Source organism: Thiofaba sp. EF100 (assembly GCF_039822285.1).
Lineage (GTDB): Bacteria > Pseudomonadota > Gammaproteobacteria > Halothiobacillales > Halothiobacillaceae > Thiofaba.
The window spans coordinates 1-24,691 of sequence record NZ_JBAJEY010000008.1 but is presented as its reverse complement, the minus strand read 5'-3'; the positions used below and the strand labels follow the sequence as shown (position 1 = coordinate 24,691).

The window sequence follows — 24,691 nt, the reverse complement described above, 5'->3', positions numbered from 1 at the left end:
ACCTTCCGCATGACCGACTCAGGCAGCCTGCTGGCCGCGATCGACCTCGGCTCCAACAGTTTTCACATGGTGGTGATGCGCGTTCTGCCGGACGGCCAGGTGCAGGTGGTGGACCGCCTCAAAGAGATGGTGCGCCTCGGTGGCGGCCTGGACGAGGCCAACAACCTCAGCCCGGAGGCCACCGAGCGCGCGCTGGGCTGCCTGGCCCGCTTCGGCCAACGCCTGCGCGACATGCCGCGCGGCAGTGTGCGCGCGGTGGGCACCAATACCCTACGCCAGGCGAAAAACTCCACCGAATTCCTCAGAAAGGCGCAGCAGGCCCTCGGCCATCCGATCGAGATCATCGCCGGGCGCGAGGAGGCCCGCCTGATCTACCTTGGCGTGGCGCATACCGACCTTGAGACGGACGAGAAGCGGCTGGTGGTGGACATCGGCGGGGGCAGCACCGAGGTCATCATCGGACGGGGCTTCACGCCGGAATTCATGGAGAGCATGCCACTGGGGTGTGTGAGCATGACCCGCCGCTTCCTGGCCGATGGACTCTACACCCGCGAGACACTCAAGCGCGCGGAAAGCGAGGCGCGGCTCGAAACCCGCCCCTACGAATACGCCTTCCGTCACCACCGCTGGCAACGCGCAGTCGGCGCCTCCGGCACGGCCAAGGCCCTGGCGGCGGTGTGCCAGGCCAGCGGCTGGTGCGAAGCCGGACAACTGACGGCCGATGGCCTCGCCCGTATCCGCAAGGCACTGATCAAGGCCGGGCGCATGGAGCAGCTCGACCTGCCCGGTTTGAGCGAGGAACGCCGCCCGGTGTTCGCCGGCGGCTTTGTCGTGATGCAGGCGGTATTCGACGCCTTCGACATCGACACCATGCACATCTCCGAGGGCGCCCTGCGCGAGGGGCTGATCTTCGACCGCGTCGGCCGCATGAGCGGGAACAATGTCCGGAGCGCCACCCTGGAACGGCTGCAGCGCGACTTCCGCGTGGATCGCGCCCATGCCCAGCGGGTGGCCGAGACCTCCCGGCGCCTGTTCGAACTGGTACGCGAGGACTGGAACCTGGACCCCGAGCAGGATGGCAAGGTGCTGCACAAGGCCGCCCTGCTGCATGAGGTCGGCATGATGCTGGCGCACAGCGGCTATCACGAGCACGGGGCCTACATTTTGCGTTACGCCGACATGCCGGGCTTCACCCAGCAGGAACAGCAGCGCCTGGCCGCCATCGTGCTTGCCCACCGGCGCAAGCTGAAGAAGAGCTGGCTGAACGACCAGCCGGACGAATGGCGCGACGCCAACCTGCGTCTGGCCGCCCTGCTGCGCCTGGCCGTGACCCTCCACCGCTCGCGCTCGCCGCGCGAGGGCATCCCCATGCTTGCCATGGAGGCCGCCGGCAACGCGCTGCGCCTGCACTTCCCCCCCGAGTGGCTGGAGCGCCACCCCCTGACCCGCTCCGACCTCGAACGCGAGGCCGAGTACCTGGCCCCTCAGCTGCGCCTCAGCTTCCGCTGAGCCCCGCGCAGCGCCACCCAGCGTCCCTCACCCCCAGCCCTTGGTCCATCCCTCCCCCACCAGGGGGAGGGGACGTACCACATTCCAGGTTGTTCAGCCTGTCCTTAGCTCGCCTGGGCCAGCCGCTTGAGCAGGATGCGCTGCGCCGACCGCGGCTCCTCGCCCGAGGCAGGCCGAACCCGCTGGTATTCGCCATCCGGTTGCAGTTCCCAACTGCCACTGGTGTCGGCAAAGGCCAACTCGAACACCTCGTCAATGATCCGCTCGCGCAAGGCCTTTTCCTCGATCGGGAAGCAGGTCTCGACGCGCGAGTAGAGGTTGCGCGGCATCCAGTCGGCACTGGAAATGAAAACCTCCGCGTTGCCACTGTTGGCGAACATGAACACGCGGGCATGTTCGAGAAAGCGCCCCATCAGTGAGCGCACGCGGATGTTCTCCGACATGCCCGGCACCCCCGGCCGCAGGCAGCAGATGCCGCGCACCACCAGCTCGATCCGCACCCCCGCCGTGGAGGCCTCGTACAGGGCGTGGATGATGCTCGGGTCGATCAGCGCATTCATCTTGGCGCGGATCAGGGCCGGGCGGCCGGCACGGGCATGCTCGGCCTCGCGCCGGATGCGCTCAAGCATGCCCTCGCGCAGGGTAAAGGGCGACTGCAGCAGCTTCTTCAGCCGGATCCCGCGCGAGAGGCCGGTGAGCTGAACGAACAGCTTGTGCACATCCTCACCGATCTGCCGATCATCGGTCAGCAGGCCATAATCCGTGTAGGCGCGCGCGGTGCCGGCGTGGTAGTTGCCGGAACCGAGGTGGACGAAGCGCTTGAGGGTGTCCCCCTCGCGCCGTACCACCAGGGTCATCTTGGCGTGGGTCTTGTAGCCGACGATGCCGTAGGCGACATAGGCGCCGGCCTTCTGCAGGCGGGTCGCCATATTGATATTGGCGGCCTCATCGAAGCGGGCGCGCAGCTCGATCACCGCAGTGACCTCCTTGCCCGCGCGCGCGGCCTGCTCCAGCGCATCAACGATGGCCGAATTGCTGCCGGTGCGGTAGAGGGTCTGCTTGATCGCCACGACCTTCGGGTCCTGCGCGGCCTGGCGGATGAAATCCACCACCGGGGCGAAGGACTGGTAGGGGTGGTGCATGAGGATACGGCGGTGCTTGGCGATGGCATCGAAGATGCTCTCGACGCCCGCCAGCTCGCGCGGCATGCCGGGGGTGAAGGGCGCGAACTTGAGCTCCCCGCGCTCGACCAGGTCATATACCGCCACCAGGCGGTTGAGGTTGACCGGACCGTGGACCTTGAACAGCGCGCGGCGGGAGAGGTCGAACTCCTCGAGCAGGTAGTCCGCCACCTCGTCCGGGCAGTTGTCCGCCACCTCGAGCCGCACGGCATCGCCGTAGTTGCGCTCCAGAAGCTCGCCCTGCAGCACCTCAAGCAGATCCTCGTCCACATCCACATCGACCAGCAGGTCGCTGTTGCGGGTAACGCGGAACTGGTAGCAGCCGGTCACCTTCATGCCGGGGAACAGCTCGTCCACGTGGGCGTGGATGATCGAGCTGAGGAAGACAAAGTCATGCGGACCGCTCCCGGCCGGCTCTGGCATGCGCACGATGCGCGGCAGGCTGCGCGGCGCCTGCACCACCGCCATCCGGCCCTCGCGACCGAAGTCGTCCTCCCCTTCGAGGGTGACGACGAAGTTGAGGCTCTTGTTGAGCACGCGTGGAAAGGGATGCGCGGGGTCAAGCCCCAGCGGGGTGAGCACGGGCGCCAGCTCACTCAAAAAGTACTCCCGCACCCAGACCGCCTGCCCCTTGTTCCAGTGGGTGCGGCGCACGAAGCGGATGCCCGCCTCGCGCAAGGCCGGGATCATCACATCGTTCAACACCCGGTACTGGTCCGCCACCAAAAGATGGGCCTCGTGGTAGACCTTCTCAAGCTGCTCGGCCGGGGTCATGCCGCACTCCCCGGCGCGCGTCACACCGGCGCGCAGCTGCTGGATCAGGCTCGCGACGCGCACCTCGAAGAACTCGTCCAGGTTGCTCGACGAGATGCACAGGAAGCGCAAGCGCTCGAGCAGGGCCACCGCCTCGTCCATCGCCAGCTCGAGCACGCGACGGTTGAATTTCAGAAGGCTCAGCTCGCGATTGATGACCGGCGGCAGGGTGGTATCAAGGGATGTTTCGGCCGGGGATTCAGGCGTCATGTTTTTGCAAAAAATTTCAGGTTAATATTAAGTTTGTTCAAAAACTTATTGTTCGATCGGGGCATCAAATGCCCTGATATACCCTAGCCCATTCGCCGCATGGCGAGCAATCGTGCCACGCCAGGAGACCCCATGGACAAGCAGACCCCACACATTACCCGCGTCTATGACCTCGAGCTCCAGCAAGCCCGAGGCATGGTGATGACCATGGGGGGGCTGGTCGAGCAACAGGTCGACAGCGCCCTGCGCGCCCTGTTCGAGCATAACGCCGAACTCGGCCAATCCGCAGCCACCGGGGATTACAAGGTCAATGAGTTCGAGGTCAAGATCGACGAACTGGTGGTCCAGACCATCGCCCTGCGCCAGCCGACCGCCAACGACCTGCGCTTCCTGTTCACCATCATCAAGATCATCACCGACCTCGAGCGCATCGGCGACAAGGCGGAGAAGATCGGCCGCCTGTCGCTCGCGCTCGCCCCAGTGCTGGACGGCTTCAGCTTCGTCGAAGACCTGCGCGCCATGGGCGAGCAGGTCCAGAAGATGCTGCACGAGGCGCTGGACGCCTTCGCGCGTATGGATGCCGAGGCTGCCGCACGCATCAGCGGCGAGGACTTGGAGGTCAACCAGACCTACAAGAAGGCCCTCAAGGAACTGATGAAGCACATGGCTGAAAACCCGAACACCATCGACGTCAGCCTCGACATCCTGTGGTGCCTGCGCGCCATCGAGCGCATCGGCGACCACGTCACCAACCTGTGCGAATACGTGATCTTCCTGGTCAAGGGCAAGGACGTGCGCCACCTGACCCACGAGGACATGCTGCGCGAAGTGACCGGCTGAGACCAGCCCTCCTCCGCTCCCCCACCGCTGCACACAGGCGGTGGACATCAAAAAGGGGCCGTCGGCCCCTTTCTCGTTTCAGCCCAGCACACCACTCAGCCGAAGCGGCCGGTGATGTAGTCCTCGGTTTCCTTCTTGCCCGGCTTGGTGAAGATGATGTTGGTGTGATCGTATTCCACTAACCTGCCGAGGTACATGAAGGCGGTGTAGTCGGACACCCGCGCCGCCTGCTGCATATTGTGGGTCACGATCACCACGGTGAACTCGGTCTTGAGCTCGTGGATCAGCTCCTCGATCTTGAGGGTGGAGATCGGATCCAGGGCCGAGGTCGGCTCATCGAACAGGATCACCTCGGGCTTCACCGCAATGCTGCGCGCGATGCACAGGCGCTGCTGCTGGCCGCCTGAGAGCGCGGTACCGGACTGTTTGAGCTTGTCCTTCACCTCGTCCCAGATCGCCGCCTTCTGCAGCGCCCACTCGACGCGGTCGTCCATTTCCGACTTGGACAGCTTCTCGTACAGCTTCACGCCGAAGGCCACATTGTCGTAGATCGACATCGGGAACGGAGTCGGTTTCTGGAACACCATGCCGACCTTGGCGCGCAGCAGGTTCACATCCACGCCCTTCTCGAGCAGATTCCTGCCATCCATGATGATCTCGCCCTCGGCGCGCTGGCCGGGGTAGAGGTCATAGATGCGGTTCATGGTGCGCAGCAGGGTGGACTTGCCGCAGCCGGACGGGCCGATCAAGGCGGTAACCTGGCGATCCGGCACATTCATGCTGATACCGTGCAGCCCCTGGAACTTGCCGTAGAAGAAGTTCAGGTTGCGCAGGGTGAGCTTGGGATGCTCAACGTGACGGATGCCATCAACCTTCTCGGTCAGGGCATGGCCATGATGCATGCTGGCGCCGACAGCCGCGGACATGTCGAAGTTCACGCCGCCGCCCTGCAATGTCGCCGTGGTGCTCATGCTCGGGTTCTCCGTTTACTGGAATTACTTGTGGCCGCGCAACAGGCTGCGCGCCAGAATGTTCATGCCAAGGACCAGGACCGTGATCAGCAGCGCGGCTGCCCAGGCGAGTTCGCGCCAGTCGTCATACGGGCTCATGGCAAACTGGAAGATCACCACCGGCAGGTTGGCGATCGGCTCGTTCATGTTCAAGGTCCAGAACTGGTTGTTCAGCGCGGTGAACAGCAGCGGCGCGGTCTCGCCGGTGATGCGCGCGGTGGCGAGGATGACGCCGGTCACCATGCCCGCGAGCGCCGCCTTGTACACCACCTGCATGATGACCATCCACTGCGGCGCGCCCAGCGCCGCGGCGGCCTCGCGCATCGGGGTCGGCACCAGCTTGAGCATGTTCTCGGTGGTACGCAGCACCACCGGGATCACGATGATCGCCAACGCCACCGCCCCAGCCCAGCCGGAGTAGTGTCCCTGGCGTATCACGATCAGCTCGTAGACGAACACCCCAATGATGATCGACGGCGCGGACAGCAGCACATCGTTAATGGTGCGCACGATCTCGGGGAAGGCGCCACGCTTGCCGTACTCGGCCAGGTAGGTGCCGGCCAGGATGCCAATCGGTGTGCCGATGACCACCGCGGCAAGGGTCAGCATCAAGCTGCCGATCAAGGCATTGGCAATACCGCCCTGGCCACCGGGAGGCGGGGTCATCTGGGTGAACAGATCCCAGTTGATGACCGAAACCCCCTTCATGACCAGTACAGTGAGGATCCAGGCAAGGAAGAACAGGCCCACCAGGGTGGTCAGCACCGAGGCGGTCATATTGATGCGATTGATCAGGCGGCGGCGGGTGTAGAGTTCCATCATGGCTTCCTTTAGGTCTTGCGCCCTTCCTGGGTGGCCGCCAGGCGCATCAGCATCAGCTTGGACAGTATCAGGACGATGAAGGTGATGACGAACAGGATCAGCCCCATCGCGACCAAGGAATCCATCTGCAGACCGTCGGCCTCATTGAATTCGTTGGCCAGCTTCGCGGCGATGGTGTTACCCGGCTCCAGCAGGCTAGTCGCCAGCACGGTGGCGTTGCCGATCACGAAGGTGACCGCCATGGTCTCGCCCAACGCCCGACCCAGGCCGAGCATGACGCCACCGACCACACCGGCCTTGGTATAGGGCAGCACGACGTTCCACACCACTTCCCAGGTGGTGGCACCGATGCCATAAGCCGACTCCTTCAGGACACTCGGGACGATGTCGAATACATCGCGCATCACCGAAGCCATGAAGGGCACGATCATCAGGGCGAGGATGATACCGGCGGTGAGCACGCTCACCCCGCTGGCACCACCGACCAGGGGCATCTGGAACAGTGCACCGATCAACGGCACGTTGCCGAGGGTGGCGACCAGGACCGGCTGGATGTTTTTGGCAAAGAACGGGGCAAAAAAGAACAGCCCCCACATGCCGTAGATGATCGACGGCACCGCCGCGAGCAGTTCGATGGCCGTGCCAACCGGGCGCTTGAGCCACTGCGGGGCCATTTCGGTAATGAAGATGGCGATGCCAAAGGACAATGGCAGGCCGATGATCATGGCGATCAGGGCGGCGATCAGGGTGCCCATCATCGGCGCCCAGGCACCGTACTCATCCTTGACCGGGTTCCAGGTCTCGTTGGTCAGGAAGTCCAGGCCAAACGCCTTGAAGGCCGGCATGGCACCCTGCACCAGCATGAAGATGATGCCCGCGAGCAGCAGCAGCACCAGGAAAGCGAAGAACAGCGCGGTCCAGCGGAAGGCGAGATCGCCTAGCGCGAACCTGCGCGAGGAACGTTCCATGGGCATGGGTATGTCGACCTCGTTGATGGCGCTTTCAATGGAGTTGGACATGGCTCGCAGGCCTCTGAAATAAGAAGGGGTTCAGGGATGCCTGAACCCCGGACTGCGCCCGTCCATGGGCGCGGATTGTAACATCCTTACTTGATGATCGCGGCGACGCCTTCACACTTGATGTTGGCCTTCCAGGACGCCTCGACCTGCTCGACCAGCTCCTTGGGCAGCGGCACGTATTCGAGCTCTTCCGCCATCTTGGCACCATGCTTCCAGGACCAGTCGAAGAACTTCAGCACGGCCTCGGTGCGGGCGCAGTCATTCGGCTCCTTATACACCAGGATGTTGGTCTGGTTGGCGATCGGCCAGGCATCTGCGCCCGGAGCATCGGTCAGCCACAGGTAGAAGTCGGTAGCGCCCTTCCAGTCAGCGCTGGCTGCGGCAGCAGCGGTGGACTTGGAGCTGACGCTGACGTAATTGCCCGCCTTGTTCTTCATCTGCACGGTGGCCAGCTTGTTCTGCTTGGCGTAGGCAGACTCGACATAGCCAATGGCGCCGTCGATCTGCTTGACGTAAGAAGCAACACCCTCGTTGCCCTTGCCACCCATGCCGACCGGCCAGTTGACGGCCTTACCCTCGCCAACCTTCTCCTTCCACTCCGGGCTGATCTTGGCCAGGTAGTTGGTAAACACCGCCGTGGTGCCCGAGCCATCGGAGCGACGAACCACGGAGATCAGCTTGTCCGGCAGAGCCACGCCCGGGTTGAGGGCGGCGATCTTCGGATCATTCCACTTGGTGATCTTGCCCAGATAGATATCGGCCAGCACCTCCTGATCCATCTTCAGCTGGTTGGCTTCAATACCAGCCAGATTCACCACCGGAACCACGGCACCCATAACGGCCGGGAACTGGGTCATGCCGTGCTCGGCCAGCTTCTCGGGCGACAGCGCGTCATCGGAGGCGCCAAAGTCCACGGTCTTGGCAATGATCTGCTTGACACCACCACCGGAACCGATGGACTGATAGTTCAGCTTGACGCCGGTTTCCTTGTTGTAGGCCTCGGCCCACTTGGCATAGATCGGGTACGGGAAGGTCGCACCCGCACCGTTGATGGTGGTCACCTCGGCGGCCTGAACGGCACCAGCTGCCAGCACGGCGCCGGCAATCAGGGTCATGCGAAACATGGTCATGGTCTATTCCTCAGTTCGGTTGGCTGGTCGACCCGGCCTCGGCCCGGTCAATCAAATGGCCTTGGGAAGCATAAGCTCGAGGGGCATCTTCGCGGCAGGGCGTGTCTATTCCATGAAGGAATCATGAAGGTTTTATGACAAGGCCCGGGAGTTCGCCAGCGCGGTCGGGAAAATGCAGCGGAACACACTGCCCTTGCCGAGCGCGCTCTCGATCTCCAGCCGCCCCTGGTGGCGCAACAGGACATGCTTGACGATGGCGAGTCCGAGCCCGGTGCCGCCGCGCGCGCGCGAACGCCCCACGTCAACGCGGTAGAAGCGCTCGGTCAGGCGCGGGATGTGCTGCGGGGCGATGCCGATGCCCGTATCCTGCACCTCAAACACCAGACCGCGCTCATCCGCAAACCAGCGCACGCTGATCACCCCCGCCGCGGGGGTGTATTTGACGGCGTTGAACACCAGGTTGGAGAACAGGCTGTCGAGTTCGCGCGGTATGCCGCGCATGCCAAGGGCGGGGTCGATCTCGCGCACGATGAGGTGTTTTTCTGCCGCGCTCAGCTGCTCGGCGACGCCCGCGATGGAGTCCAGCATCGCCGACACGTTGACCGGCTCGAATTGGTCCTCGCTCGGCGAGGTGGTTTCCAGGCGCGAGAGCAGGAGCAGGTCCTCGACGATGCGCCGCATGCGCTCGGACTGCAGGTGCATGTGCTCGAGGATGCGCAGCAACTCGTCAGGCAACTCATCCCCTGTATCGAGCAGGGTCTCGATGTACCCCGCCAGCACGGTCAAGGGGGTGCGCAACTCGTGCGAGACATTGGCGACGAAGTCCTGCCGCATCGCCTGCAGGCGCTGCAGGCGGGTCACGTCGCGCGCGACCAGCAGCCGGCGCCCCTGCACGTAGGGGAAGATGTGCATGTTGAGGACGCGCTCGGGATCATCGCTGGCCGGCACCTCGACATCGCGCAACCAGTCCTCGCTATGCAGGTAGTCAATGAAGGCCGGCTGGCGAATCAGGTGGTCGATGGGCAGGCCCACGTCGCGCTGGCGCAGGCCGAGCTGCTGGCGGGAGGGCGGATTGAAGCCGAGGATGCGGTTGTCCGCATCAAGGGCCACCACGGCATCCGGCAAGGCATCCGCAGCGCGGCGGTATTCGCGGATCAGGCGCAACCAGCGGCGCTCGCGCCGGCGTTGGGCGGCGCGAGCGCGGCGCAGGCGCTGGCCGAGGTCCGCCAGCCAACCACCGGCATAGCGGCTAGGTGGGGTCTCGGGCCGCTCCAGCCAGCGGGCCAGGCGCGCCACCACCCACAACAGGCGCATGACGACCAGCGCGAGGCCCAGGCTCAGCCCCGCCCAGACATGCCCCGACAACACGCCGAAAACGAGCCCTACGGCGGCCAGGGCCCCGACCAGGAGGATTTCCGCGCGCAAGCCCCCCGGCATCAGACGCGGCTGGAGAAGCGGTAGCCCGCGCCGCGCACGGTCTGGATCATGGCGTCATGCCCGCTCGGCGAGAGGGCCTTGCGCAGGCGCAGGATGTGCACGTCCACGGTCCGCTCCTCGACGAAGCTGTTGCGCCCCCACACGCGGTCGAGCAGCTGGCCACGGCTGTAAACCCGCTCGGGATGGGTCATGAAGAACTCGAGCAAACGGAACTCGGTCGGCCCCATCTCCAGCGACTGCCCCTGGGCCGTGACCCGGTGCCCGCCGGCATCCAGCTCCAGCCCGTCGACCCGGATCACCGTGCTCTCACCTTCCGGCGTCGCGCGCCGCAGGACAGCCTTGATGCGCGCCTGCAGCTCGCGCGGGGAGAAGGGCTTGGTGATGTAATCGTCGGCGCCGGCTTCGAGCCCGGTGACCTTGTCCTCTTCCTCTCCGCGGGCGGTGAGCATGATGATCGGTACATCACGGGTGAGCTCGTCCTTCTTCAGCCGGCGGGCCAGTTCCAAACCGCTCGCGCCCGGCAGCATCCAGTCGAGCAGGATCAGGTCCGGAACCTGACGGGCCAGACACTCGAAGGCCTCGGCGATGTCGCCGGCCTCCACCAGGGTGTAGCCCGCCCGGCCAAGGGCGAAGCTCACCATCTCGCGGATGGGCTTCTCGTCTTCAACGATCAGAATGGTCTTGCCGGACATGGTGACCTCACAGCGATGTCATATTGCGCGCTGTTTTTACGACAATAGCGTGACACTTACATGACAGGCTAGCAGGCCGTTGAAAAAGTCTTTCAACGGCCTGTTAACACAAGCCATGGAAGGCTTGCACGCAGATCAATCACTCTAAGTGATTGATCTGCGGAGACCGTCGCGGACATGCGCCGCGACGGGGCGAGTTGAAAAAGGGCAGGAAGCCCTTTTTCAACAACCTGCTAGGGTCGCAGCCCCCCGGGCGCTACCATTGTCCCGACAGCCAAGGAGAACCGCCATGAACCTGCCATCCGCCCAGATTATCCGTCAGGACGTCACCCGCGCCCTCGAGGAGGACATCGGCAGCGGCGACCTGTCTGCCCAGCTGGTCCCGGAAACGGTGTTCGCCGAGGCGCGCGTGATCACCCGCGAGCATATGCATCTGGCCGGAGCGGCCTGGTTCGACGAAGTGTTCCGCCAGGTCGACCCCCGCATCGAGGTACGCTGGGCGGCGGCCGATGGCGACCACCTCGCCCCAGGCGCCCTGCTCTGCACCCTGCACGGCCCTGCACGCGGCATCCTCAGCGGAGAGCGCGCGGCGCTGAACTTCATCCAGACCCTGTCCGCCACCGCCACCCGCACACACAAGTTCGTCCGCGCCGTGCATGGTACCCGCGCGCGCATCCTCGACACGCGCAAGACCCTGCCGGGCCTGCGTCAGGCGCAAAAGTACGCCGTGACCTGCGGCGGCGGCTGGAACCACCGCATGGGGCTTTTTGACGCCATCCTGATCAAGGAGAACCACATTGCCGCAGCCGGCGGCATCACCCCCGCCGTGGTCCATGCCCGCCACCAGAGTCCGGGCGTGCCCATCGAGGTGGAAGTGGAGAACCTGGAGCAGCTGGAGGAGGCGCTAATGGCCGGCGTGCCGCGCATTCTGCTCGACAACTTCGACCTCGACACATTGCGCGCGGCCGTCAGCCTGACCGCCGGCCGCGCCGAACTGGAGGCCTCGGGTGGAGTGACCCTGGAGACCGTGCGCGCCATCGCCGAAACCGGCGTCGACTTCATCTCCATCGGCAGCCTGACCAAGGACATCCAGGCCATCGATCTGTCGATGCGTTTCGACGGGCTTTGAGCGGCAAGCAGCGCGGGACGCTCCCAAGACAAAGGGGCCCGCAGGCCCCTTGAGGATGTGTTGGCTGGCTGAAGGGTCAGTCGGCCTGGCGACGCAGGAAGGCCGGGATGTCGACCAGATCCAGGTTGAGCGCGGTGTTACCTACCATGGGGGCGGCGACCGGCTCGGCGCGCAGCTGGGCACGGCCCTCGTTGTTGACCACCACGCGCGGCCGCTCGCCCTGGGCCGCCTGCTTGGCGTTGAGGCCGGTGGCCACGACGGTGACGCGGATCTCGCCGGCCATGTCCATGTCGATCGCGGTGCCGATCTTGACGTTGGCGTCCTCGGCGGCCATCTCGCGGATGATCTCGCCGATCTCGTTGTAGTCGCCGATGGTGAGGTCGGGGCCGGCGGTGACGTTGACCAGGATGCCGCGCGCGCCCATCAGTTCGATGTCCTCCAGGAACGGGCTGTGGATGGCGGCCTCGGCAGCCTCGCGGGCACGGTTCTCGCCGCTGGCCGAGCCGGTGCCCATCATCGCCGTGCCCATGCTCTCCATCACGGTGCGCACGTCGGCAAAGTCCACGTTGATCAGTCCCGGACGGGTGATCAGCTCGGAGATGCCCTGCACCGCGGAGTAGAGCACGTCATTGGCGGCGTTGAAGGCATCCATCAGCGAGGCCGACTTGCCCATCACCGCGAGCAGCTTCTCGTTCGGGATGACGATCAGCGAGTCCACCTGCTTCTCCAGTTCGCGGATGCCCTGCATGGCCTGCTCCATGCGGCGCTTGCCCTCGAACGGGAAGGGCTTGGTGACCACCGCCACGGTGAGGATGCCCATGTCCTTGGCGATCTGCGCGATCACCGGGGCCGCACCGGTGCCGGTGCCACCACCCATGCCGGTGGTGATGAACACCATGTCGGCGCCGGAGAGCACCTCCTGGATGCGGTCACGATCCTCCAGCGCGGCCTGACGGCCAAGCTCCGGGTTGGCTCCCGCGCCCAGGCCCTTGGTGATGTTGGCGCCGATCTGCAGCTGCACGCGGGCCTGCGACTTCTTCAGCGCCTGCACGTCGGTGTTCGCGCAGATGAAGTCCACCCCCTCGATGGCGGTCTGCAGCATGTGCGCCACGGCGTTGCCACCGCCACCGCCGACGCCGACCACCTTGATGTTGGCGCTGTCGGAATACGAATCGACCAGTTCAAACATGTTCATCTCCACTTCCCCCTTTTCTCTGCCCCGAAGGTCAAAAAAACCAAACCAGAAACCGTTGTCAGAAATTGCCCTGGAACCAGCTCTTCATGCGCTCCCACGTGGAGGCGCCTGAAGCTGGCTGGCGCCGTACGGTCGAAGGACGGACGCCCCCCTGACCAAACAGCAGCAAACCCACCCCCGTGGCATGCATCGGATTGCGCGCCACATCCTTCATGCCCGACACCCGCTGCGGAACACCTAAGCGAACCGGCATGTGCAGGATCTCCTCGGCCAATTCCACCGCCCCATCCATCAGCGCACAGCCCCCCGTGAGCACCACGCCCGCGGTGACGCGCTCCTCGAAGCCGCTGCGGCGGAGCTCCTCGCGCACGTGCATGAGGATCTCCTCGTAGCGCGCCTCGACGATCTCGCCCAGGCTGTTGCGCGAGAGGCGTCGCGCCGGGCGGTCGCCCACGCTCGGCACCTCGATGAACTCGCTGCCGGAAGGGTCGTGCCCCAGGGCAGCGTGCTCAAGCTTGATCTTCTCGGCGAACTGGGTCGGCGTGCGCAGGCCGACGGCGATGTCGTTGGTGACCTGGTCACCCGCGATCGGGATCACCGCGGTATGGCGGATGGCCCCATCGAGGAACACCGCCATGTCGGTCGTGCCGCCACCGATGTCCACCAGGCAGACCCCCAGCTGGCGCTCGTCGTCATGCAGCACCGCGTCGGCGCTGGCGAGCTGTTCGAGGATCATCTCGTCCACCCGCAGGCCACAGCGCTCGATGCACTTGCTGATGTTCTGCGCCGCGCTGACCGCGCCGGTGACCAGGTGCACCTTCACCTCCAGGCGCACGCCGGACATGCCGATCGGCTGGCGGATACCCTCCTGGCCATCGATGATGAATTCCTGCGGCAGCACGTGGATGATCTGCTGGTCGGCGGGCAGGGCAATGGCGCGTGCCGCGTCGATGGCGCGGTCCACATCGTCCTGAGTGACCTCCTGCTCCTTGATCGCGACGATGCCGTGCGAGTTGCGGCTCTGCACATGGCTGCCCGCGATCCCCGCGCGCACGGCATGGATCTGGCAGTCGGCCATCAGCTCCGCCTCACTCACCGCGCGCTGGATGGACTGCACGGTGGATTCGATGTCCACCACCACCCCGCGTTTGAGCCCGCGCGAGGCGCTCTGACCGAGGCCAATGACCTCGATCGCACCGTCGCTCCCCACCTCGCCGACGATGGCAACCACCTTGGAAGTGCCGATATCGAGCCCCACCACGAGGTTCTTGTCGGTTTTCTTGGACATGCAAAAACGCCCTTAACTCGTTGAACCTAACCGCCGGAAGAGGTCTTCCAGCGGACACTGAATCCATGCGCATAGCGCAGATCGACCTCGGCCACCTCGTCGATTCTCGGTGCGAGGGTCTTGTCGTACACCTCGAGGAAGCGACGCAGGCGCTCCTCGGTATCCACCCGTCCCATGCGGATCGCTGTGCCATTGTCCAGCACCACGGTCAGCGAGCCGCGCTGATCCTCCCGCAGGGCCTGCGGCTTGAGGCCGACCGCCACAAGCTGCTGGCGTAAGTCCTTGAAGCGCTCCCACAGACGCTGTTCGCGCCCATCCGGACCACTCAGGGCAGGCAGACCGGAAAGTTCGCCGCCCATGTCCGGATAGATCAGCGTGCCATCGGCGGTCAACACCGCATCGCCGCGCCACAACGCCAGCGGGGTGTGCTCTTCCACCCACAGGTGCAGGGTGTCCGGCCACTCGCGGCGCACCCGGGCGTCACGCACCCACGCCAGCCCCCCCAGCCCCTCCAGCACGCCATCGAGGTCCAGGCCGAAGAAGCTCATCCCGTTGAGGTGGTTGTCCACCGCCGCCTGCACAGCCATGGGCGGCAGACGTTTGAGCTCGCCATCCACCTTCACCACCCGGATCGGGAAGGTCCACGGGTCGTGCAGCGTGCGCCAGCCCCAGGTCAGCAGCGCCACCATCCCCCCCAGCACCACGAGGTGCAGGGTATGCCGACCGATCAGCCCCCACGGCAGGCGACGCCGCGGCCGGGCCTGGGGCACGGGGCGGGCGGCGGCCAGGCCTGCCATCAGCCTGCGGCCTCCTGCCCGAGGGTGGTGGCGAGGATGGCCAGCACCAGCGCCTCGAAGTCCATCCCGTCCGCCCGGGCGGCCATCGGCACCAGGCTATGGTCGGTCATGCCCGGCACGGTATTGATCTCCAGGAGCCAGAAGCGCCCCTCGGCATCCCGCATCACATCCACCCGCCCCCAGCCACGCGCCCCCACCGCGCGGAAGGCGGCCAGGGCAAGGGCCTTGAGCTCGGCCTCCGCCTCGGGCGGCAGGCCGCAGGGGCAGTGGTAGCGGGTGTCGTTGGCGATGTATTTGGCGTCGAAGTCGTAGAAGTCGTGACTGGTCTCCAGCCGGATCGGCGGCAGGGCGCGCTCGCCGAGGATGGCGACGGTGTACTCGCTGCCTTCGATGAACTGCTCCGCCAGCACCGGGCCGAAGCCTGCGGCCTTGGTAAAGGCCGCCGCAAGCTCGCTGGCCTGCCACACCTTGCTCATGCCGATGCTCGAGCCCTCCAGCGCGGGCTTGACCATCAGCGGCAGGGCCAGCGCATCGGCCGCTCGCCCGGCATCCGCCGTGCTCTCCAGCACGCGGAAGGCCGGGGTGGGCAGCCCCGCGCCGAGCCACAGCTGCTTGGTGCGCAGCTTGTCCATGCCGAGCGCGGAGGCCAGCACGCCGCTGCCGGTGTAGGGCAGCCCGATCAGCTCCAGCGCCCCCTGGATCACCCCATCCTCACCGCCACGGCCGTGCATGACGATGAAGGCGCGATCGAAGCCTCCGGCCTTGAGCCGCTCGACCACATCGTGACCGGCGTCGATGCCATGCGCATCCACCCCGCGCGCCTGCAGGGCCGCGAGCACGGCCTGCCCGCTCTTGAGCGAGACTTCGCGCTCGGCGGACCAGCCACCGTAGAGCACCGCCACCTTGCCGAATCGTTGTGCCTCGATGTTCATGCGCCCTCCTCGCGCCACAGTTCGGCCAGACGCGGGGCCAGCTGGCCGATATTGCCCGCCCCCATCACCAGCAACACATCGCCGTCGTGCAGAAGCCCCGCGAGGATCTCCGGCATCTCCTCCACCTTGTCCACGAACACCGGCTCCAGCCGCCCGCGCGCCCGCACCGCGCGCGCCAGGGCGCGGCCGTCGGCGTTGGGGATCGGCGCCTCGCCCGCGGCATAGACCTCAGTCAGCAGCAGCACGTCGGCCTCGGACAGCACGGTGGCGAAGTCGTCCAGCAGGTCACGGGTACGGGTGTAACGGTGCGGCTGGAAGGCCAGCACCAGGCGGCGGCCGGGGTACGCCCCACGCACCGCCTCCAGCGTGGCGGCGATCTCGCGCGGGTGGTGGCCGTAGTCGTCGATCAGCTCGATCCGGCGGCCGTCCGCGCAGGCGGTGCCATAGGACTGCTGACGCCGGCCGATGCCCTGGAAGCCGGCCAGGGCGCGCTGCATGGCCGCAACCTCCACCCCGAGTTCGTGCGCCACCACCATGGCCGCGAGGGCGTTGAGCACGTTGTGTCGGCCCGGCTGGTTGAGGCGTGCCTCGAAGGGCTCGACGCCCGGCAGCATGACCGTGAAGCGCATGCCACGCCCCTCCGCCTGCACGTCGACGGCGCGGGCGTCATTGCCCTCGGCAAAGCCGTAGGTCACCACCGGGCGGGCGGCACGGGGCAAAAGCTCACGCACCACCGGATCATCCCCGCACAGCACCGCCATGCCGTAGAACGGCAGGTTGTGGAGGAACTCGACGAAGGTGTCCTTCAAGCGCTCGAAGTCGCCGCCGTAGGTCTCCAGATGATCCGCATCGATGTTGGTGACGATGGCGATCATCGGCTGCAGGTGCAGGAAGGAGGCATCGCTCTCGTCGGCCTCGGCCACCAGGTAATGCCCCGCCCCGAGGCGCGCGTGGCTGTTGCTGCTGTTGAGCCGGCCGCCGATGACGTAGGTGGGGTCGAGCCCCCCCTCGGCCAGCAGGGAGGCGACCAGGCTGGTGGTGGTGGTCTTGCCGTGCGTGCCGGCCACCGCGATGCCGTAGCGGAAGCGCATCAGCTCGGCCAGCATCTCGGCACGGCGGATGACCGGGATGCGCTGCACTCGGGCCTCGGCCACCTCCGGGTTGTCCGCGCTCACGGCGGTGGAGGTGACCACCACGTCGGCACCATGCACCAGCTCGGCATCATGGCCGATCCACACCTGCGCCCCGCGCTCGCGCAGGCGGCGCACCGAGGCGCTCTCGGCCACGTCGCTGCCGCTGACCATGTAGCCGAGGTTGAGCAGCACCTCGGCAATGCCGCTCATCCCCACTCCGCCGATGCCGACGAAGTGGATGCGGCGCACGCGACGCATCGGGGGTCTGTGGTTCAAAAGCGGGGTCATGCATTCTCCTCAAGCCAGGGCGCGCACAGCGCAAGCACGCGCCCGGCAGCATCCGGACGCGCCTGGGCGCGCGCGCGGCGGGCCATCTCCACCAGGAGCGCGCGATCACGCCCCAGGGCGCGCAGCCGCTCGGCCAGCCGTACGGCGGTCAGTTCGTGTTGTTGAATGATCTCCGCCGCCCCGGCTTCGGCCAGCACGGCGGCGTTGTGAGTCTGGTGGTCATCCACCGCATGCGGGAAGGGCACCAGGAGGCTGCCCACCCCCGCCGCGGCGAGTTCAGCCACGGTCAAGGCCCCGGCGCGGCAGAGCACCAGATCCGCCCAGCCGTAGGCCGCCGCCATGTCGGCAATGAACGGCTCCACCCGCGCGGCCACGCCCGCACGCCCGTAGGCGGCACAGGCCTCCTCGAGCATCTTGCCGCCCGCCTGGTGCCAGACCTCGGGGCGCTCCTCAGGGGCGAGCAGGGCGAGGGCCTGCGGCACGGTCTCGTTCAGGGCGCGTGCCCCGAGGCTCCCCCCCACCACCAACAGGCGCAGCGGGCCTTGCCGCCCGGCCATGCGCTCCTCCGGCGGCGGCAGGGCGGCGATGTCCGGACGCACGGGGTTGCCGATGACCTCCGCCCCCGCCGCAAACGCGCCGGGATAGCCTGCCAGCACCCGGTTGGCCAGCCGGGCGAGCACCCGGTTGGTCAGCCCGGCGATGGCGTTCTGCTCGTGGATCACCAGCGGAATACCGAGCAACCGCGCCGCCAGGCCGCCGGGGCCGGCGACGAAGCCGCCGAAGCCCAGCACCAGGCGCGGACGATGGGCCCGCATGATCGCCATGGCCTGGAGCACGGCCTTCAGCAGGCGCCAGGGCGCGGCCAGACGCGTGCCCAAGCCCTTGCCGCGCACCCCGCCGATCTCCACTTCAGCAAGCTCGAACCCTGATTCAGGCGCCATCCGCGCCTCCATGCCCCCCCGGCTGCCCAGCCACAGCACGGGGATGCCCCGCTCGCGCAACAGCCGCGCGACCGCCAGGGCCGGCAGGATGTGACCGCCGGTGCCACCGGCCATGATCAACACCGGGCGGCTCATGGGGTCATCCTCCGTGCCAGTCGCACCGGATCGGTCGCCTCGTGATAGACCCTAAGCAGCAGCGCCGTGGCGATGCACATCATGACCAGGGAGCTGCCGCCATAGCTGAGAAATGGCAGGGTCAGGCCCTTGGTCGGCAAAAGGCCCATGTTCACGCCCATGTTGATGAAGGCCTGCAGCCCGATCCAGGTGCTGATGCCGTAGGCCATGAAGGCCCCGAACGGCAGCCCCACCTGCTCGGCCAGCCGGCCAATGGCGAAGCCGCGCGTAAGGAACAGGCCGTAGAGCAGGATCAGTCCCACCATCCCCGGCAACCCCAGCTCCTCGGCCAACACCGAGAAGATGAAGTCGGTGTGCGCCTCGGGCAGGTAGAACAGCTTCTGTACGCTCTCCCCCAGGCCCACGCCGGTCCAGCCGCCGCGACCGATGGCGATCAGCGCCATGGACAGCTGGAAGCCGGTGTCGAGCGGGTCGGCCCAGGGGTCGGCGAAGCCGGTGAGGCGACGCATGCGGTAGGGCTCGAGGACCACGGCGAGGTAGAGCAGGCCGACGCCGCCAAGGATCAGCAGGATCATCCAGCGCAGTTGGCCACCGGCGAGGAACAGCATGGTCAGGCCGGTGGCCATCAACACGACCGTGGCGCCAAGATCCGGCTCCAGCATCAAGAGCCCTGCGGCCACCACCAGCGCAATGATCGGCATGCCGAAGCCCTTGAGGGTGGTGCTCACCAGCTCGCGCTTGGCCGCGAGATAGGCGGAGAGATAGAAGATCAAAAGCAGGCGCGCCGGCTCGGAGGCCTGCAGGTTGATGGGGCCAAAGCCGATCCAGCGACGCGAGCCATTGACCACGTGGCCGATGCCCGGCAACAGCACCATGACCAGCACCAGCCACGCCAGCAGCAGCCACAGGTAGCGATGCCGCTCCAGGAAGGCGAGATCCACCCGCCAGAGGGTGTACATGCCCAGCACAAGCCCCGCTGCCGCGAACAGGGCCTGGCGGAGGGCGTAGTGGTAGGGCGAGCCGATCTTGTCGGACAGGGCCACCGAGGCGGAGGTCACCATCACGAGGCCCACGCTCAAGAGCCCGAGCGCGGCCACCAGCAGCAGGCCGTCGATGCGGGTGCCCTCGCCGCGGAGCGCGAGCGGGGGGCGCTTGGCCGCCTCGGCGGGATCGAGGCGGGTGGCGGAGCGGTCGGTCACCAGCGGCTGGCTCATGCGCTGAACCTCCGGCGAACCTCGGCGGCGAAGACCTCGCCCCGGTGGGCGTAACCCTTGAACATGTCGAAACTCGCACAAGCCGGCGAGAGCAGCACCACCTCGCCGGGCTGCCCCAGCTCGACCGCACGCTCCACCGCCTCGCCCATGTCCTTGGCGCGGACGATAGGCGCCACACCCGCCCAGGCTGCCTCGATCAGGTCAGCGTCCTGACCGATCAGCACCACTCCACGGGCCTTGGCGGCGAGCAGCGGGCGCAGCGCGGTGAAGTCCTGGCCCTTGCCCTGCCCACCGGCGATCAGCACCACAGGCGCGGTCTGCCCGGCCAGCGCCGCCGCCGTGGCCCCCACATTGGTGCCCTTGGAGTCATTGATCCAGTCCAGGCCCGCGAACTGACCAACCCACTGGCTGCGGTGCGGCAGCCCGGCGAAGCGGCGCAGGGCGTCGAGCACGATGGCAGGCTCCACGCCCACCGCTTCGATGAGGGCCAGGGCGGCCAGGGCATTGGCCATGTTGTGCCGGCCGCGCAGGGTCAGTTCACACTCGCGCACCAGCGGCCGATCCCCCTGGGCGAGCCAGACCTGCCCGTCGTGCTCGAGCAGCCCCCATTGCCCCGGGGCCGGGGCATCCAAGCCAAAGCTGACCGGGTGCGTGACCCCGGCCGATGCGGCCAGACGCAGGCTCCACGCATCCTCACGGTTGACCACCGCCACGGCCGCCTTCGGGTAGATCCGGCCCTTGGCCTCGGCATAGGCGGCGAGGCTCGGGTAGCGGTCCATGTGGTCCTCGCTCACATTGAGCACCACGGCCGCGGCGGGGGCGAGGCTTGCGGTCGTCTCCAGCTGGAAGCTGGAGAGCTCCAGCACATAGACCTCGGCAGGCTCACCGTCCAGCAGGTCGAGCGCCGGGGTGCCGAGATTACCCCCCACCGCCACCCGCTTGCCGGCGGCGGCCAACAGCTCACCCACCAGGGTGGTCACCGTGCTCTTGCCATTCGAGCCGGTGATGGCGATAACCGGGGCGCGGACATGGCGGGCAAACAGTTCGATGTCACCGATGATCTCCGCGCCGGCCTGCATCGCGGCCTGGATGGCCGGCTCGGCCACCGCGATGCCGGGGCTGACCACCAGGGTGCGGAAGGTGGCGAACAGCCGGGCATCAAAGGGGCCGAGATGGACGGCTACCTGCGGCAGTTCCGCGCGCAGCTCAAGAAGTCCAGGCGGGTCCATCCGGCTGTCGGCCACGGCAAAGGGCTGCCCCTGCCGCGCCAGGAAACGCGCCACCGAGAGCCCGGTCTGGCCAAGACCCACGATCAGGATGTCCGCTGCCTGGCCCATCGTTAGCGCACCTTCAGCGTGGCGAGCCCGATCAGCACCAGGATCACGGTGATGATCCAGAAGCGCACGATCACCTTCGGCTCGGGCCAGCCCTTGAGCTCGAAGTGATGATGGATGGGCGCCATGCGGAAGATGCGCTTGCCGGTGAGCTTGAACGAGGCCACCTGCAGCATCACCGACACGGTCTCCAGCACGAAGATCCCGCCCATGATGAACAGCACGATCTCCTGGCGCACCATCACCGCCACCGTGCCGAGCGCCGCGCCCAAGGCCAGCGCGCCGACATCACCCATGAACACCTGCGCGGGGTAGGTATTGAACCAGAGGAAGCCCAGCCCTGCGCCGACGATGGCGGCACAGAACACCACCAGCTCCCCCACCCCGGCGACATAGGGAATGCCCAGGTACTCGGCGAACTTGATGTTGCCGGTCAGGTAGGCGAACACCGCCAGGGCGCCGGCCACCAGCACGGTCGGCAGGATGGCGAGGCCGTCCAGGCCATCGGTGAGGTTGACCGCATTGCTGGTGCCGACGATGACGAAATAGGTCAGCACGACATAGCCGAAGCCGAGCGGGATCAGCACGTCCTTGAGCATCGGGACGAGCAGGCTGGTCTCGGCCGGGGTCTGCGCGCTGGCGTAGAGGTAGACGGCCGCGGTCAGACCGATCACCGACTGCCAGAAATACTTCCAGCGCGCCGGCAGCCCCTTGCTGTTCTTCTTGCTGATCTTGAGCCAGTCGTCCATCCAGCCGACCACGCCGAAGGCCAGGGTCACCAGCAGCACGACCCACACGTAGTGGTTGGCGAGGTTGCCCCACAGCAGGGTGGAGGCGGCGATCGCGACCAGGATCAGCGCCCCGCCCATGGTCGGGGTACCGGACTTCGAGAGGTGGGTCTGCGGGCCATCGGTGCGCACCTGCTGGCCGAACTTCAGCTCCGCGAGCTTGCGGATCATCCACGGGCCGACCAAGAGGGCGATCGCCAGCGCGGTCAACACCCCCAGGATGGCGCGCAGGGTGATGTACTGAAAGACGTTGAAGCCGCTGTAAAAGTGGCTGAGCTGATCGAACAGGGCGGTCAGCATGAAGGCTCCTCCAGGGCTTGGACCACACGCTCCATGCGTGAAGAACGCGACCCCTTGATCAGGACATGGACCCCAGGGCGCAGCGCCTCATCGAGGGCGGCGACCAGGGTTTCAATCGTGGTGAAATGCGCGGCGCCCGCGCCGAAGGCCTGCGCGGCATGCAGCGCGAGCGGCCCGACGGCGAACAGGCGGGCCACGCCGAGCGTACGGGCCAGGCGGCCGGATTCGGCATGCAGCACGGCGCCCTCTGGCCCGAGTTCGCCCATGTCGCCGAGCACAAGCCAGGTCTCCCCGCCCTGCCCGCGCACGGCCTCGATGCCGGCGCGCAGCGAGTCCGGGTTGGCGTTGTAGGTGTCGTCCCACAGCACACTCTCTTCCGGGCCACGCTTGCGCTGCAGGCGGCCCGGCACCCCGCCGAAGGACTCCAGCCCGGCCTTGACCTCTTCGAGCTCGAAGCCGAGCGCCAGCGCGGCACTGGCGGCGGCCAGGGCGTTGCGGGCGTTGTGCTCGCCGGCCACGTTCAGCTCGATGCTCACCTCCCCCCCAGGGGTTTGCAGCACCAGCCGCCCGCCCCCAGGCACGGCCTGCCAGCACCCCCGGATGTCGGCCGGATGATTCATGCCAAAGGTCAGGATGGCCCGGTCCTTGTTCAGCGCTTGCCAGTGGGCGGCGCCGGCGTCGTCGACATTGACCAGCGCGACGCCCCCCTCGCGGAGCCCGCTGTAGATCTCCCCCTTGGCGCGGATGACGCCTTCCGGCCCACCGAACCCTTCCAGATGCGCGCGGCCGGTGTTGGTGATGAGGGCCACATCGGGGCGGGCCAGCCCGGTGAGGTAGGCGATCTCGCCGGGATGGTTGGCGCCCATCTCGATCACGGCAAAGGGCTGGTCGGGATCGAGCTCCGCGAGCATCAGCGGCACACCGATGTCATTGTTCAGATTGCCGCGCGTCGCCAGGGTCGGTCCACGCTCGCGCAAGATGGCGGCAAGCATCTCCTTGGTGGTGGTTTTGCCGTTGGAGCCGGTCAGCGCGACGAGCCGCCCCGGCCAGCCAGCACGCCAGGCGGCGGCCAGACGGCCGAGGGCCAGACGGGTGTCGTCGACCACGATCTGCGGCAGCGCGATCTCCTGTCTGCGCTCGACCAGCGCCGCTGCAGCGCCGGCCTCGGCGGCCGTGGCGAGGAACTCGTGTGCATCGAAACGCGGACCGCGCAAGGCGACGAACAAGGCCCCCGCCTCGGGCTTGCGGGTATCGGTGAATACACCACGCACCTCAAGGTCGGCCGGCCCGTGCAACGTGCCACCCACGGCCTGGGCCACCTGGGCAAGGGTCATCTTCAACATGCGGCCTCCCCCAGAACTTCGAGCACGACGGCGCGATCGCTGAAGGGGCGGCGTTCCCCGGCAACCTCCTGGTAATCCTCGTGCCCCTTGCCGGCGACGAGGACGATGTCTTCCGGTGCCGCCTCCGCCACGGCGAGGGCGATCGCCCGGCGACGGTCACGCTCGATGAGCACGTCGATTCCCTCCGGCATCCCCGCCAGGATGGCCTGGATGATCGCCTCGCCATCCTCGCCGCGCGGGTTGTCGTCGGTCAGTACCACGCGGTCCGCGAGGCTGGCCGCGACCTGCCCCATGCGCGGACGCTTGGCGGCATCCCGCTCGCCGCCGCAACCGAACACGACGATGAGCCGCCCTGCGGCGTGACGGCGCAGAGTGCGCAGGACCTTGTCGAGGGCATCCGGGGTGTGGGCGTAATCGATCACCACCCGCGGACGCCCGGCTGCGATGATGCGCTCCATCCGCCCAGGCGGGGCCTCCACCCGACCAAGGACGGCCAGGGCATCGGCCATCGGCATGCCAAGCTCCAGCAGGGTGGTGAACGCGGCGAGCAGGTTGCTGGCATTGAATTCGCCCAGCAACGGGCTCTTGAGCACCCCCGGCCCGAGCGGCGTGTGCAGGTCGATACGGATGCCATCGGCATCCAGATGCAGGCGGCGGGCCTCGACCACCGAGGCGCCCTCGGCCGACCAGGGCTGCATCCCAAGGCCATAGGCCCACAGTGGCATGCGCCCCTGCAGGCCTTCCAGCAGCTCGCGGCCGAGGGCGTCGTCCATGTTCAGGATCGAGGCCTGGGGCTGCAGCTCCTCGAACAGGCGGCACTTGGCTCGTGCATAGGCATGCAGATCGCCGTGGTAGTCGAGGTGGTCGTGGGTCAGGTTGGTGAACACCGCGGCACGGAAGCGCACCCCGGCCACCCGCCCCTGGTCGAGGGCGTGGGAGGAGACCTCCATCGCCACGTAGCGCACGCCCGCATCGCGCTGACGCGCAAGCTCCGCGTGCACGGCCAAGACGTCCGGGGTGGTGTGGGTGGCCGGACGCAGCGCCTCCCACGGCCCCATGCCGAGGGTACCGATCAGGCCGGACGGCTGCCCCGCCAGGGCGAGGGCCTGGGCGATGAAGTGGGTCACCGAGGTCTTGCCATTGGTGCCGGTGACGCCGATCACGCGCAGCTCCCGCGACGGCTCGCCATAGAAGCGCTCGGCCAGCTGGCC

The 24,691-nt window shown here is 67.0% G+C and carries 21 protein-coding genes; 3 read left to right on the top strand and 18 right to left on the bottom strand.

All coding sequences use genetic code 11. The annotated features are described in order from the left end of the window. The first annotated feature begins 9 nt into the window (after window positions 1–9). Entirely contained in the window at window positions 10–1,509 is a 1,500-nt protein-coding gene (gene ppx, locus V6D91_RS11460) for an exopolyphosphatase (RefSeq protein WP_347320649.1), read from the top strand. A 104-nt stretch (window positions 1,510–1,613) separates the two neighbouring features. Here the strand turns inward: ppx and ppk1 are convergent, their stop codons facing one another. Then, window positions 1,614–3,713: a polyphosphate kinase 1 gene (gene ppk1, locus V6D91_RS11455; protein WP_347320647.1), complete on the bottom strand. Its 2,100-nt coding sequence runs from the start codon at window positions 3,711–3,713 to the stop codon at window positions 1,614–1,616. A 132-nt stretch (window positions 3,714–3,845) separates the two neighbouring features. On the opposite strand from ppk1, the gene phoU reads away from it, so the two are divergent. Further along, window positions 3,846–4,553: a phosphate signaling complex protein PhoU gene (phoU, locus tag V6D91_RS11450; protein WP_347320645.1), complete on the top strand. Its 708-nt coding sequence runs from the start codon at window positions 3,846–3,848 to the stop codon at window positions 4,551–4,553. Window positions 4,554–4,648: 95 nt separating this feature from the next. On the opposite strand, the gene pstB is transcribed toward phoU, so the two are convergent. The 6 genes from pstB to phoB all read right to left on the bottom strand — a co-directional run bounded on the left by pstB (window position 4,649) and on the right by phoB (window position 10,663). Beyond that, window positions 4,649–5,524: a phosphate ABC transporter ATP-binding protein PstB gene (gene pstB / locus V6D91_RS11445; protein ID WP_347320643.1), complete on the bottom strand. Its 876-nt coding sequence runs from the start codon at window positions 5,522–5,524 to the stop codon at window positions 4,649–4,651. Between the two features lie 24 nt (window positions 5,525–5,548). After that, window positions 5,549–6,385, bottom strand: coding sequence for a phosphate ABC transporter permease PstA (gene pstA, locus V6D91_RS11440; RefSeq protein ID WP_347320641.1), 837 nt, complete (start codon window positions 6,383–6,385; stop codon window positions 5,549–5,551). A gap of 8 nt (window positions 6,386–6,393) precedes the next feature. Continuing rightward, window positions 6,394–7,404, bottom strand: coding sequence for a phosphate ABC transporter permease subunit PstC (gene pstC / locus V6D91_RS11435; protein ID WP_347320639.1), 1,011 nt, complete (start codon window positions 7,402–7,404; stop codon window positions 6,394–6,396). An 86-nt stretch (window positions 7,405–7,490) separates the two neighbouring features. Beyond that, window positions 7,491–8,534: a phosphate ABC transporter substrate-binding protein PstS gene (pstS, locus tag V6D91_RS11430; protein ID WP_347320637.1), complete on the bottom strand. Its 1,044-nt coding sequence runs from the start codon at window positions 8,532–8,534 to the stop codon at window positions 7,491–7,493. A gap of 132 nt (window positions 8,535–8,666) precedes the next feature. After that, on the bottom strand, window positions 8,667–9,971 hold the full coding sequence (gene phoR / locus V6D91_RS11425) for a phosphate regulon sensor histidine kinase PhoR (RefSeq protein ID WP_347320635.1): 1,305 nt from the start codon (window positions 9,969–9,971) through the stop codon (window positions 8,667–8,669). Next, window positions 9,971–10,663 carry a phosphate regulon transcriptional regulator PhoB gene (gene phoB / locus V6D91_RS11420; protein ID WP_347320633.1) on the bottom strand — a complete coding sequence of 231 codons (693 nt, stop codon included), beginning with the start codon at window positions 10,661–10,663 and terminating at the stop codon, window positions 9,971–9,973. Before phoB ends, phoR begins: the two co-directional genes overlap by 1 nt. A 289-nt stretch (window positions 10,664–10,952) precedes the next feature. Between phoB and nadC the strand changes: the two genes are divergently transcribed. Continuing rightward, window positions 10,953–11,792, top strand: a complete 840-nt coding sequence (gene nadC, locus V6D91_RS11415; RefSeq protein WP_347320632.1) for a carboxylating nicotinate-nucleotide diphosphorylase — start codon at window positions 10,953–10,955, stop codon at window positions 11,790–11,792. A gap of 76 nt (window positions 11,793–11,868) precedes the next feature. Here nadC and ftsZ read toward each other — a convergent pair whose 3' ends face one another. The 11 genes from ftsZ to V6D91_RS11360 all read right to left on the bottom strand — a co-directional run. Beyond that, entirely contained in the window at window positions 11,869–12,981 is a 1,113-nt protein-coding gene (ftsZ, locus tag V6D91_RS11410; RefSeq protein WP_347320631.1) for a cell division protein FtsZ, read from the bottom strand. 64 nt (window positions 12,982–13,045) lie between these two features. Next, window positions 13,046–14,275 (bottom strand): cell division protein FtsA, encoded by a 1,230-nt coding sequence (gene ftsA, locus V6D91_RS11405; RefSeq protein WP_347320629.1) that lies wholly within the window; start codon window positions 14,273–14,275, stop codon window positions 13,046–13,048. A gap of 26 nt (window positions 14,276–14,301) precedes the next feature. Further along, entirely contained in the window at window positions 14,302–15,072 is a 771-nt protein-coding gene (locus V6D91_RS11400; RefSeq protein WP_347320627.1) for a cell division protein FtsQ/DivIB, read from the bottom strand. Continuing rightward, window positions 15,072–16,004 carry a D-alanine--D-alanine ligase gene (locus V6D91_RS11395; protein ID WP_347320625.1) on the bottom strand — a complete coding sequence of 311 codons (933 nt, stop codon included), beginning with the start codon at window positions 16,002–16,004 and terminating at the stop codon, window positions 15,072–15,074. Before V6D91_RS11395 ends, V6D91_RS11400 begins: the two co-directional genes overlap by 1 nt. Beyond that, window positions 16,001–17,395 carry a UDP-N-acetylmuramate--L-alanine ligase gene (murC, locus tag V6D91_RS11390; RefSeq protein WP_347320622.1) on the bottom strand — a complete coding sequence of 465 codons (1,395 nt, stop codon included), beginning with the start codon at window positions 17,393–17,395 and terminating at the stop codon, window positions 16,001–16,003. The genes V6D91_RS11395 and murC overlap by 4 nt, the downstream gene beginning before the upstream one ends. Before the next feature lie 26 nt (window positions 17,396–17,421). Continuing rightward, entirely contained in the window at window positions 17,422–18,501 is a 1,080-nt protein-coding gene (gene murG / locus V6D91_RS11385) for an undecaprenyldiphospho-muramoylpentapeptide beta-N-acetylglucosaminyltransferase (protein ID WP_347320620.1), read from the bottom strand. Then, window positions 18,498–19,715 carry a putative lipid II flippase FtsW gene (ftsW, locus tag V6D91_RS11380; protein ID WP_347320618.1) on the bottom strand — a complete coding sequence of 406 codons (1,218 nt, stop codon included), beginning with the start codon at window positions 19,713–19,715 and terminating at the stop codon, window positions 18,498–18,500. Before ftsW ends, murG begins: the two co-directional genes overlap by 4 nt. Beyond that, window positions 19,712–21,052 (bottom strand): UDP-N-acetylmuramoyl-L-alanine--D-glutamate ligase, encoded by a 1,341-nt coding sequence (gene murD, locus V6D91_RS11375; RefSeq protein WP_347320616.1) that lies wholly within the window; start codon window positions 21,050–21,052, stop codon window positions 19,712–19,714. Before murD ends, ftsW begins: the two co-directional genes overlap by 4 nt. A gap of 2 nt (window positions 21,053–21,054) precedes the next feature. Then, complete coding sequence (gene mraY / locus V6D91_RS11370; RefSeq protein ID WP_347320613.1) at window positions 21,055–22,137, bottom strand: phospho-N-acetylmuramoyl-pentapeptide-transferase; 1,083 nt, start codon at window positions 22,135–22,137, stop codon at window positions 21,055–21,057. After that, window positions 22,131–23,480: a UDP-N-acetylmuramoyl-tripeptide--D-alanyl-D-alanine ligase gene (murF, locus tag V6D91_RS11365; protein WP_347320611.1), complete on the bottom strand. Its 1,350-nt coding sequence runs from the start codon at window positions 23,478–23,480 to the stop codon at window positions 22,131–22,133. The genes mraY and murF overlap by 7 nt, the downstream gene beginning before the upstream one ends. Beyond that, a partial coding sequence (locus V6D91_RS11360) for a UDP-N-acetylmuramoyl-L-alanyl-D-glutamate--2,6-diaminopimelate ligase (protein ID WP_347320609.1) occupies window positions 23,474–24,691 on the bottom strand: 1,218 nt, incomplete at its 5' end. The genes V6D91_RS11360 and murF, both read right to left, overlap by 7 nt.

Coding starts and splice junctions, on each gene's coding strand:
- ppx (WP_347320649.1), top strand. CDS start 10: ATGACCGACTCAGGCAGCCTGCTGGCCGCGATCGACCTCGGCTCCAAC.
- ppk1 (WP_347320647.1), bottom strand. CDS start 3,713: ATGACGCCTGAATCCCCGGCCGAAACATCCCTTGATACCACCCTGCCG.
- phoU (WP_347320645.1), top strand. CDS start 3,846: ATGGACAAGCAGACCCCACACATTACCCGCGTCTATGACCTCGAGCTC.
- pstB (WP_347320643.1), bottom strand. CDS start 5,524: ATGAGCACCACGGCGACATTGCAGGGCGGCGGCGTGAACTTCGACATG.
- pstA (WP_347320641.1), bottom strand. CDS start 6,385: ATGATGGAACTCTACACCCGCCGCCGCCTGATCAATCGCATCAATATG.
- pstC (WP_347320639.1), bottom strand. CDS start 7,404: ATGTCCAACTCCATTGAAAGCGCCATCAACGAGGTCGACATACCCATG.
- pstS (WP_347320637.1), bottom strand. CDS start 8,534: ATGACCATGTTTCGCATGACCCTGATTGCCGGCGCCGTGCTGGCAGCT.
- phoR (WP_347320635.1), bottom strand. CDS start 9,971: ATGCCGGGGGGCTTGCGCGCGGAAATCCTCCTGGTCGGGGCCCTGGCC.
- phoB (WP_347320633.1), bottom strand. CDS start 10,663: ATGTCCGGCAAGACCATTCTGATCGTTGAAGACGAGAAGCCCATCCGC.
- nadC (WP_347320632.1), top strand. CDS start 10,953: ATGAACCTGCCATCCGCCCAGATTATCCGTCAGGACGTCACCCGCGCC.
- ftsZ (WP_347320631.1), bottom strand. CDS start 12,981: ATGTTTGAACTGGTCGATTCGTATTCCGACAGCGCCAACATCAAGGTG.
- ftsA (WP_347320629.1), bottom strand. CDS start 14,275: ATGTCCAAGAAAACCGACAAGAACCTCGTGGTGGGGCTCGATATCGGC.
- V6D91_RS11400 (WP_347320627.1), bottom strand. CDS start 15,072: ATGGCAGGCCTGGCCGCCGCCCGCCCCGTGCCCCAGGCCCGGCCGCGG.
- V6D91_RS11395 (WP_347320625.1), bottom strand. CDS start 16,004: ATGAACATCGAGGCACAACGATTCGGCAAGGTGGCGGTGCTCTACGGT.
- murC (WP_347320622.1), bottom strand. CDS start 17,395: ATGCGTCGCGTGCGCCGCATCCACTTCGTCGGCATCGGCGGAGTGGGG.
- murG (WP_347320620.1), bottom strand. CDS start 18,501: ATGAGCCGCCCGGTGTTGATCATGGCCGGTGGCACCGGCGGTCACATC.
- ftsW (WP_347320618.1), bottom strand. CDS start 19,715: ATGAGCCAGCCGCTGGTGACCGACCGCTCCGCCACCCGCCTCGATCCC.
- murD (WP_347320616.1), bottom strand. CDS start 21,052: ATGGGCCAGGCAGCGGACATCCTGATCGTGGGTCTTGGCCAGACCGGG.
- mraY (WP_347320613.1), bottom strand. CDS start 22,137: ATGCTGACCGCCCTGTTCGATCAGCTCAGCCACTTTTACAGCGGCTTC.
- murF (WP_347320611.1), bottom strand. CDS start 23,480: ATGTTGAAGATGACCCTTGCCCAGGTGGCCCAGGCCGTGGGTGGCACG.